We start from the raw sequence: 9,453 nt of genomic DNA, 5'->3' as shown, positions 1-9,453 counted from the left end.
GCCTGGAACCCGGCCAGCCTGCGGCGGGTGATGGGAGAGAGGCGGGTGCGGGCTTCAGGAGGTGCCATCTGGCCAACTCCTGTCCTTGTCATCCTGAAGGAGCGATAGCGACTGAAGGATCTGCTGTTTTGTGAAGAAGGATCCTTCGCTTCGCTCAGGATGACAGGGAATTTTCTGAAACAGGGGCTGGATCCCGGATCGCGCTGCGCTTGTCCGGGATGACAGCTTTTTATTATGCGGGTACCAGCCAGCCATCCCCCTATCCCTCCCGCGAGTCAAAAGATATGCGCGGGTCCACCAGCGTATAGGCGAGATCGGAGACCAGGCGCAGCACCATGCCCATGAGGGTGAAAAAGTACAGGGTGCCGAACACCACGGGATAGTCGCGGTTAAAGGCGGACTCGTACCCCAGCAGGCCAAGGCCGTCGAGGGAGAAGATCTGCTCGATCATCAGGGATCCGGTGAAAAACATCCCGATGAAAGCCCCCGGAAATCCGGCGATGACGATCAGCATGGCGTTGCGGAACACGTGGCCGTACAGCACCCGCCGCTGTGACAGGCCCTTTGCGCGGGCTGTCAGAACGTACTGTTTGCGGATCTCGTCCAGGAACGAGTTCTTGGTCAGCATGGTCAGGCTGGCAAAGCCACCCACCACCATGGCCGCGACCGGCAGGGCCATGTGCCACAGATAGTCCAGGACCTGCCGCCACCAGGGCATGGCAGACCAGTCATCGGAGACAAGCCCGCGCAGGGGGAACCAGTCAAGCCAGCGCCCGCCGGCGAACAGGACGATCAGCAGGATGGCGAACAGGAACCCGGGAATGGCATAGCCCACGATGACCACCGCGCTGCTCCATACGTCAAAGCGGGAGCCGTCGCGCACCGCCTTGGCGATGCCCAGCGGAATGGACACCAGGTACACCAGCAGGGTAGTCCACAGGCCCAGGGAAATGGAGACCGGCATCTTGTCCAGCACCAGGTCCGCCACGCTGCGGTCACGGAAATAACTCTTGCCGAAGTCGAACACCAGATAGTTCTTCATCATGAGCAGAAAGCGTTCGTGCAGGGGCTTGTCGAACCCGAACTGCACCTCCAGCTCCCGGATGAATTCCGGATCCAGGCCCCGGGCACCGCGATAGCGGCTGGAGCCCGCTTCCTGTCCCGACCGCATACCCTCCGCGGGCAGCTGCTGCACCTCCCCGCCCCCGCCGCCCATGCGCGCCGTAGCCTCCACCGCCGTGCCCTGCAGGCGGGCAATCACCTGTTCCACCGGTCCACCGGGAGCCAGCTGGACAATCAGGAAATTCACCACCATGATCCCCAGCAGGGTCGGGATCATCAGAAGAAGGCGGCGGAGGATGTAGGCGAGCATCGACTACTGTTTCCCCTGCGCGGTCTTTACCCACCATGTGTCCGCCACCGGCAGGCCATAGGGCGGACTGGTCTGCGGATGACCCAGGGTGTTGCGGAAGGCGATCCGGAACTTGCCCGAATACCACTGGGGAATGACATAGTGATTCCACAACAGCACCCGGTCCAGGGCGCGGGTGGCAGCCACCAGCGCCTCGCGGTCCGGGGCGGTGATGATCTTCTCGATCAGCGCGTCCACCGCCGGATCCTTCACGCCGATGATGTTGCGGCTGCCCTCCATGTCCGCGCGTGACGATCCCCAGAAATCAGTCTGCTCGTTCCCCGGCGACAGGGACTGGCCAAACACGGCCACGGTCATGTCAAAGTCGAACCGGTCCATGATGTTCTGGTACTGGGCCGAATCCACCACACGGAACGTGGCGGCGATCCCGAGGCGCTTCAGGTTTTTGAGGAATGGCTGGGTCCAGCGGTCAAACATGTCCTGTTCGTCCACAATCTCGAACCGGAAAGGCTGGCCGGTCTTGCCGTTCACCAGAACCCCGTCTTTCAGCGTCCAGCCCGCCTGCTCCAGAAGTTCCCGCGCCCGGCGCAGCAGCGCCCGGTCCTGACCGCTGCTGTCGCTGACCGGCGGCTGGTATTCCTGCGTGAAGACTTCCGGCGGCACCTTGTCTTTCCAGGGTTCCAGCAGGGCCAGCTCGGCGGCAGCGGGTAAGCCCCGGGCCGCCAGGTCCGAGTTCTCGAAGAAGCTGCGGGTGCGGCTGTACGCCCCGAAAGCCACGTTCTTGTTGCCCCATTCGAAGTCGAACGCCAGGGCAATCGCCTCGCGCACTTCCGGATCTTTGAAAATCTCCCGCCGGGTATTCATGACAAAGGCCTGCATGCCCGCGGGAAGGCCGCTGGGAATTTCCTGGCGCACGATCCGGCCCTCGCGCACAGCCGGAGTGTCATAGGACAGCGCCCAGTTCTTGGCCACATTCTCCAGGCGGAAGTCATAGCGGCCGGCCAGAAAGGCCTCCAGCGCCACGGTGGTGTCCCGGTAGTAGTCATAGATAATGCTGTCAAAGTTGTACCGGCCCCGGTTGATGGGCAGGTCCTTGCCCCACCAGTCGGCCACTTTCCGGTAGACAATGCCGTGGCCGGGTTCGACTCTTTCGACACGGTACGGGCCGCTGCCCAGAGGCGTTTCCAGCGTGGTCTTGCTGAAATCCCGCCCTTTGGCCGTCCACCAGTGCTTCGCCAGCACCGGCATCTGGCCCACAATCAGGGGAAGCTCCCGGTTGCCGGGCCGGGTGAAGAGAAAGCGCACCTTGCGCTCGCCCTTTTTCCCGGCACTTTTCACATCCCGGTAATAGGACCGGTAGAACGGATGGCCGTGGGCTTTCAGGGTTTCGAAGGTCCACAGGACATCCTCGACCGTGACGGGTTTTCCGTCATGCCACCGGGCCTGGGGCCGCAGGGTGAACTCCACCCAGGACTGGTCGGCGGGAATGGAAATGCTTTCGGCGATCAGGCCGTATTCGCTGAACGGCTCGTCCTCGGTCTGGGCCATGAGCGTCTCTGCCACCAGACCAGACCCGGTGGCAGGCTGGCCCTTCAGGATCCAGGAATTGAGGGTATCAAAGGTCCCCAGGGCCGCCAGGTGCAGCTCTCCCCCTTTGGGCGCGTCCGGATTGACGTAATCCAGATGGGTAAAACCCGGTCCGTATTTCGGCTCGCCATGCAGGGCGATGGCAGGGGCATTCTTTACTTCACCCGTATAGGCCACAGCGGGAGTACCCTGCGCCGCCACCAGCAGGAACAGGACTGTAAAAGCCCAGATACGCGAAAATCTCATGCCTCTGGCACTCCGGGAATTTTCACAGGCAGTCAGATTAGGACGTGTTATCCCTTCCTTCAAGGCAGAAACCCGGGTGGTACGGCAAGACATTAATGTTTTTTTAGAAATTCCCTGCCATCCTTTCACCGGACAACATCACCGCAGAAAGCCTGTGCCATGACTGAAAAAGAGCCTCCGGATCTGGATGATCTTCTGACTCCCTACCCGATTTTCACTGAAGAGGTGAGTCCAGAATCTATATGCCACAACCTGTTTGATGAGATTGTCAGGGGCGCAGAAGACAGTGATCACAGGAAATATGCTGGCGAACACATGACAAACACAGCTGCTCATGGAAATCTGGTGATATTCCAAGCTCTCGGCGACGCCATGGAACGCCACTTTGACACCGGAAAAATGGCGCTTCTTGCCAGAAAGATCCTGGAGGAATTTGAAAACCGCGGTTATAAAAAAACCCTTGTTCTGGCAAGCTTTTCCACACGCGCTGTATCCGTAAACGCACATGATATAGAGGACCGGGCAGTCCCCGGACCTGATGAAAATGCCCGGTGCCTGGCGCTTCGGGGACAAACGGGGCAGAAAAATTTCCAGGCCATGAGTATCTGGCCGGGATTCGTTCTTTCACACAGGCCATGGACAGATATCGGAGAACTTCTGATCCGTTTTCTGGGCAAAAAGGTCCCCCGGGTGCCTGCCTCTGCTCCTGACCAGCCCCGGCTTGCCCCCTAACCGGCAACAACAGACCTTCTCAACCCTTTCTGTTGACATGCTGCCCCCGGCCTTCGCCAGAACCTGCATACCAGCGTAAAAGAGCAAGACCAGACGCGGCTTTCCGGCCTGCAACTATTGCCTTGGCTTGCCAAAAAGGCCCATTGGCGCTACCAGTATGCGACCGGAAAACTTCTGGAGAACCTCCCGTGTCCCCTGCCAACAAAACTTCGGCCACCCCCAAAGCCGCGAAAGCTGCGCCCGTTCCTTCCAAAGGGAAGAAAGGTCTGACCCCCGAAAAATACCTGAAAATGTTCCGGGATCTGGTGCTGATTCGCCGGTTCGAGGAAAAAGCAGGCCAGCTGTATGGCATGGGCCTGATCGGCGGTTTCTGCCACCTGTATATCGGCCAGGAAGCCGTGGTGGTGGGCCTGCAGGCCGCGCAGGACCCGGATAAAGACACGGTCATCACCAGCTATCGCGACCACGGCCAGATGCTGGCCTGCGACATGGACGCCCGCGGCGTGATGGCCGAGCTGACAGGCCGCATTGGCGGCTATTCCAAGGGCAAGGGCGGCTCGATGCACATGTTCAGCCGTGAGAAACGCTTTTTCGGCGGCCACGGCATTGTGGGTGCACAGGTATCGCTTGGCACCGGTCTGGCTTTTGCCCACCAGTATACCCAAGATGGTGGGGTATGCGTGGCCTATATGGGCGACGGCGCAGCCAACCAGGGCCAGGTGTACGAGTCGTTCAACATGGCCGCCCTGTGGAAGCTGCCAGTGGTCTATATCATTGAGAACAATGTCTACGGCATGGGCACCAGCTGCGCCCGCATCGCCGCCGGCGATCTGTACAGACGCGGCGAGCCCTATGGCATTCCCGGAAAGCGCGTGGACGGCATGGACACCCTGGCGGTGTACGAGGCCGCGCTGGAAGCGCTGGAACACGCCCGGTCCGGCAAGGGCCCTGTCATCCTGGAGATGATGACCTATCGCTATCGCGGTCATTCCATGTCCGACCCGGCCAAGTACCGCACGAAAGAAGAGGTGGAGGCCTGGCGCGAAAAGGACCCCATCGAACAGATGCGCAGATACATCGTCGAAAAGGGCATTGCCACGGAAGCGGCCCTGGAAGCCGTGGAAAAAGAGATCAAGGCCATCGTCAATGACTCGGCCGAATTCGCCCAGCAGAGCCCCGAGCCGGATCCGTCCGAGCTGTGGACTGACGTGCTGATCGAGGCCTGAGAGCAGAGGAAACACCAGATGCCTACAAATATCCTGATGCCCGCCCTGTCGCCCACGATGACCGAGGGCAAGCTGGCCAAATGGCACAAGAAGGAAGGCGATAAAATCAAATCCGGCCAGGTGATCGCCGAGATCGAGACCGACAAGGCCACCATGGAAGTGGAAGCGGTTGACGAAGGTATCCTGGCGAAAATTATGATCCCCGCCGGGACCGAGGGTGTAGCAGTCAACACGCCCATCGCTGTTCTGGCCGACGAGGGTGAGTCTGTGGACAGCGTGAAAGGTGCGGCTCCGGCTCCTGCACCGAAGAAGGCTGAAGCGGCTCCCGCCCAGGCCCCGCCGAAAGCACAGTCTGCTGTGGCGGCTCCCGCGCCCTCTGCGCCCGTGGATGTGGACGAGGCGAAATTCTATGCCTCGACCGAAAAGAAAACCGTGCGCGAGGCCCTGCGCGAGGCCATGGTCGAGGAAATGAAGCGGGATGATAAAGTCTTCCTGCTGGGCGAGGAAGTGGGCGAGTACAACGGCGCCTACAAGGTCAGCCAGGGCATGCTGGAGATCATGGGGCCGAAGCGCGTCATCGATGCCCCGATCACCGAGCACGGCTTTGCGGGCTTGGGCGCCGGCGCGGCCTTCTATGGCCTGAAACCCATTATCGAGTTCATGACCTGGAATTTTTCCATGCAGGCGATGGACCACATCATCAACTCCGCCGCCAAGACCCTGTACATGTCCGGCGGCCAGCAGCCCTGCCCCATCGTGTTCCGCGGCCCCAACGGCGCAGCGGCCCGCGTGGGGGCCCAGCATTCGCAGGAATTCTCCAGCTGGTACGCCCACTGCCCGGGCCTGAAGGTCATCGCGCCCTGGTCCGCCGGGGACGCCAAGGGCCTGCTGAAAGCCGCCATCCGCGACCCCAACCCGGTCGTGTTCCTGGAAAACGAAATCATGTATGGGCAGAGCTTTGACGTACCCACCGATCCCGACTTCGTTCTGCCCATTGGCAAGGCCAAGATCCTGCGCCAGGGTACCGATGTGACCATCACCGCCTTCTCGCGCATGGTGGGCCATGCCCTCGCTGCTGCAGAGAAACTGGCCGAACAGGGCATCAGCGCCGAGGTGATCGATCTGCGCACCATCCGCCCGCTGGATACCGCCACAATCGTGAACAGCGTGAAGAAAACCAGCCGCCTGGTGTCGGTCGAGGAAGGCTGGCCGTTCGCCGGCATCGGCTCGGAAATGGCCGCCGTCATGATGGAACAGGCCTTCGATTACCTGGATGCTCCGGTGGTGCGCGTTCACGGCAAGGACGTGCCGCTGCCCTATGCCGCCAACCTGGAAAAACTGGCCCTGGTCCAGCCCGATGACATCGTAAACGCCGCAAAGAGCGTGTGTGGTTAGCAACAAAGGAGAGCAAGATGATAGGGGGTCACATTGGCAATCATCACTTTGATACCGCTGCTGCAAGGCCTGTAAAAAAAGAAGTCCCTCCGGTAACAGGTTTCGATGTCCTGGATATCAATACCCTGCGCCAGGCGCTGAAATGCGCTTCTGTCTCCAAAGCAGAAAAAACAGGCTGGATTCAGAGCCTGAACGGGGCGTCACGGGAAGACAAAAGAAAGGCCTATGCCAGACTCAAAGCCAACATGTCTGCCGAATGCGCAGACTGGTTTACCAGAGGCGTGCCCTGCTCGAACCACCGGCAGAAAGGCCTTGTCCCCGGTTGATAGACATTCCCTCTCCCTCACAGGCCATCATCAGCCATCGGGGCGATCAGGATTTTGACTTGGCGGCCCATGAGGATCGCCTGCGGAAATCAGCCGCAACGCTGGCATTGCTTCTGGAAGAAGAACTGGATCTCCTGCGCCAGCTGACGGAATTTGAGCTGGGCCGGTTCCTGCTGCGCAGCCGGGGACTGAACGGCTACTGGACAGCATGGCTGATCCTGCATGGGCCAGAGCTGGCGCAGCATCCACTGGAACAGTGGCTGGTCCATGAGGCACCCACGGTCTGCGCCACGCGGGAACGCTTTGGCATTTTCCGCCAGCAGCTGAACGCCGCGCTGCGGCCCGGCGCGTCCCTGTGCTCGGTCCCCTGCGGACTCATGGATGATCTTCTGGGACTGGACGATGAGGCCTTCCCGGATCTCAGCCTCACAGGCATCGACCCGGATCCGGACTCCCTGCAGCTGGCCGCATAGAATACACAGGAGAAAGGCAAGACGGCTTCCTTCATCCAGCAGGACGCCTGGGCGATGGAGACAGACCGCCAGTACGACGCCATAAGCAGCAACGGCCTGAATATCTACGAACCCGACGATGCCAGGGTTGTGCAGCTGTACGCCAGGTTCTTCAGGGTCCTGAAACCGGGCGGTACGCTGGTGACAAGCTTTCTGGTGCCACCTCCCTGGCCACTGGCCAATGGAGAACACCTGAAAAAACAGAAAGCCGTTTTTGCCGATATCCTCCAGGTCCAGTGGCAACACTTCCGCACCGAAGACCAGACCCGGAAGCAGCTGAAGAACGCCGGTTTCAGGGATTGCGTCTTCCTGTACGACTCCCGGCACATGTTCCCCACCGTCGTGGCGCACAGGCAGGGATCCTGACCCTAAATGTTAATTTGCGTCCCCATCTCCACCACCCTGTTCTGCGGAATGCGGAAAAAGCCTGTAGCATCGGCGGCAAAAGCGGCCATGGAAATGAACACCCAGTCCTGCCACAAGGGCATGTAGCGATCGGCGGTCGGCACCAGAGTTTCGCGGTTCAGGAAAAATGATGTCTCCATGATGTCGGTCTCCAGCCCCAGGGGGCCGCACATGCGCAGAACCTCCGGCACGTCAGGCTGTTCGGCAAAGCCATAGCGGGCCGTCACCGCATGGAATCTCTCATCTATCCGGCGGATCTGGATCCGCTCGCTGTCTGGGATGCGGGGTACCTCCGCCGTGGTCACCGTCATCAGGATGTTGCGCTCGTGCAGCACCTTGTTGTGCTTCAGGTTATGCAGCAGGGCCCGGGGCACCACATCCGGATTGGCGGTCATGAACACGGCCGTTCCCGGCACCGTCACCTGGGGCTTTTTTATCAGCCGGCGCACAAAGATCTCCATGGGCAGCGCCTCGCTGTACAGCTTGCGGGAGAGGATCCGCCGGCCGCGACGCCAGACCATCATCAGGATGAACAGCACTCCTGCCACCAGCAGGGGCATCCATCCCCCTTGGGGAATTTTCAGGGCCGCGGACCCGAAAAAGACCAGGTCGATCACCAGGAAAAAACCAAAGACAACGGCGGCGGGAGCAAGGGGCCACCGGGACTTGTGGCGGTATACAAGAAACGCCAAGGCTGTCGTTACAGCCATGACCCCTGTCACGGCAATACCATACGCCGCAGCGAGGCTGGTGGAGGACCGGAATTCGAGCACCAGAACCAGAACGCCTGTCAGCAGCATCCAGTTGATGGCAGGAATATACACCTGACCGATTCTCTGTTCGGACGTATGACGGATGGTCATCCGGGGCAACAGGCCCATCTGGATGGCCTGGCGGGTGAGGGAGAAGGCTCCTGTAATGACAGCCTGCGAGGCAATGACCGTGGCCACCGTTGCCAGGACCACCAGGGGATACAGCCCCCACTCCGGCGCCAGATAATAGAAGGGATTGGCCGCGCTGGCGGGATCGGAGAGCAGCAGCGCCCCCTGGCCGAAATAGTTCAGCAGAAGGGCGGGCAGAACCAGACCAAGCCAGACCACACGGATGGGCACGCGCCCGAAATGGCCCAGATCGGCGTACAGGGCCTCGGCCCCCGTAATGGCGAGCACAACGGCCCCCAGGGCAATAAAGGCTTTCAGGCCGTGAACCTCGAACATGGCCACGGCATGGAGGGGGCTGAGGGCCTCCAGCACCTGCGGCACCTGAATAATCTGGACCAGACCCAGAAGGCCGATCACCAGGAACCACAGGACCATGACCGGGCCGAAGAGCCGGCCCACCCGGCCCGTCCCCCGCCGCTGGACCAGGAACAGGCCCAGCAGGATGGCCACGGACACCGGCAGGATCCAGGGATCGAACACGGGCGTGGCCACCTTCAGGCCCTCGACGGCACTGAGGACCGAGATGGCCGGAGTAATCAGCCCGTCACCATAGAACAGGGCCACGCCGGTCATGCCCAGAGCCAGGGCCACAGCACGGCGCCGGGCATTGCTTCTGGTCCCCTGCAAGGCCAGAGTGGACAGGGCCAGAACGCCCCCCTCCCCCCGGTTGTCCACGCGGGTGATCACCAGCACGTACTTGAGGGTCACCAC

9 protein-coding genes are annotated in these 9,453 nt (G+C 60.9%); 6 read left to right on the top strand and 3 right to left on the bottom strand.

Going from position 1 to position 9,453, the window contains the following annotated elements; genetic code table 11:
* Window positions 1-259 precede the first annotated feature (259 nt).
* Entirely contained in the window at window positions 260-1,372 is a 1,113-nt protein-coding gene (locus M3O22_05790; protein ID MDP9196262.1) for a microcin C ABC transporter permease YejB, read from the bottom strand.
* Window positions 1,373-1,375: 3 nt separating this feature from the next.
* On the bottom strand, window positions 1,376-3,205 hold the full coding sequence (locus M3O22_05785) for an extracellular solute-binding protein (protein MDP9196261.1): 1,830 nt from the start codon (window positions 3,203-3,205) through the stop codon (window positions 1,376-1,378).
* Between the two features lie 159 nt (window positions 3,206-3,364).
* Here M3O22_05785 and M3O22_05780 point away from each other — a divergent pair, with 159 nt between their 5' ends.
* The 6 genes from M3O22_05780 (at window position 3,365) to M3O22_05755 (ending at window position 7,762) form a co-directional block, all read left to right on the top strand.
* Window positions 3,365-3,937, top strand: a complete 573-nt coding sequence (locus M3O22_05780; GenBank protein MDP9196260.1) for a hypothetical protein — start codon at window positions 3,365-3,367, stop codon at window positions 3,935-3,937.
* Between the two features lie 290 nt (window positions 3,938-4,227).
* Window positions 4,228-5,163 carry a pyruvate dehydrogenase (acetyl-transferring) E1 component subunit alpha gene (gene pdhA / locus M3O22_05775; protein ID MDP9196259.1) on the top strand — a complete coding sequence of 312 codons (936 nt, stop codon included), beginning with the start codon at window positions 4,228-4,230 and terminating at the stop codon, window positions 5,161-5,163.
* Between the two features lie 18 nt (window positions 5,164-5,181).
* Entirely contained in the window at window positions 5,182-6,558 is a 1,377-nt protein-coding gene (locus tag M3O22_05770; GenBank protein MDP9196258.1) for a pyruvate dehydrogenase complex E1 component subunit beta, read from the top strand.
* 17 nt (window positions 6,559-6,575) lie between these two features.
* Window positions 6,576-6,884, top strand: a complete 309-nt coding sequence (locus M3O22_05765; protein ID MDP9196257.1) for a hypothetical protein — start codon at window positions 6,576-6,578, stop codon at window positions 6,882-6,884.
* Window positions 6,885-6,943: 59 nt separating this feature from the next.
* Entirely contained in the window at window positions 6,944-7,357 is a 414-nt protein-coding gene (locus M3O22_05760) for a hypothetical protein (protein MDP9196256.1), read from the top strand.
* A gap of 54 nt (window positions 7,358-7,411) precedes the next feature.
* Complete coding sequence (locus M3O22_05755; protein ID MDP9196255.1) at window positions 7,412-7,762, top strand: class I SAM-dependent methyltransferase; 351 nt, start codon at window positions 7,412-7,414, stop codon at window positions 7,760-7,762.
* Between the two features lie 2 nt (window positions 7,763-7,764).
* On the opposite strand, the gene M3O22_05750 is transcribed toward M3O22_05755, so the two are convergent.
* Window positions 7,765-9,453, bottom strand: a 1,689-nt coding sequence (locus tag M3O22_05750) for a potassium transporter Kup (GenBank protein ID MDP9196254.1), incomplete at its 5' end; no start/stop codon positions are given.

The organism is Pseudomonadota bacterium (assembly GCA_030775045.1).
GTDB lineage: Bacteria > Pseudomonadota > Alphaproteobacteria > JALYJY01 > JALYJY01 > JALYJY01.
This window is presented reverse-complemented; position numbering and strand designations above follow the sequence as displayed.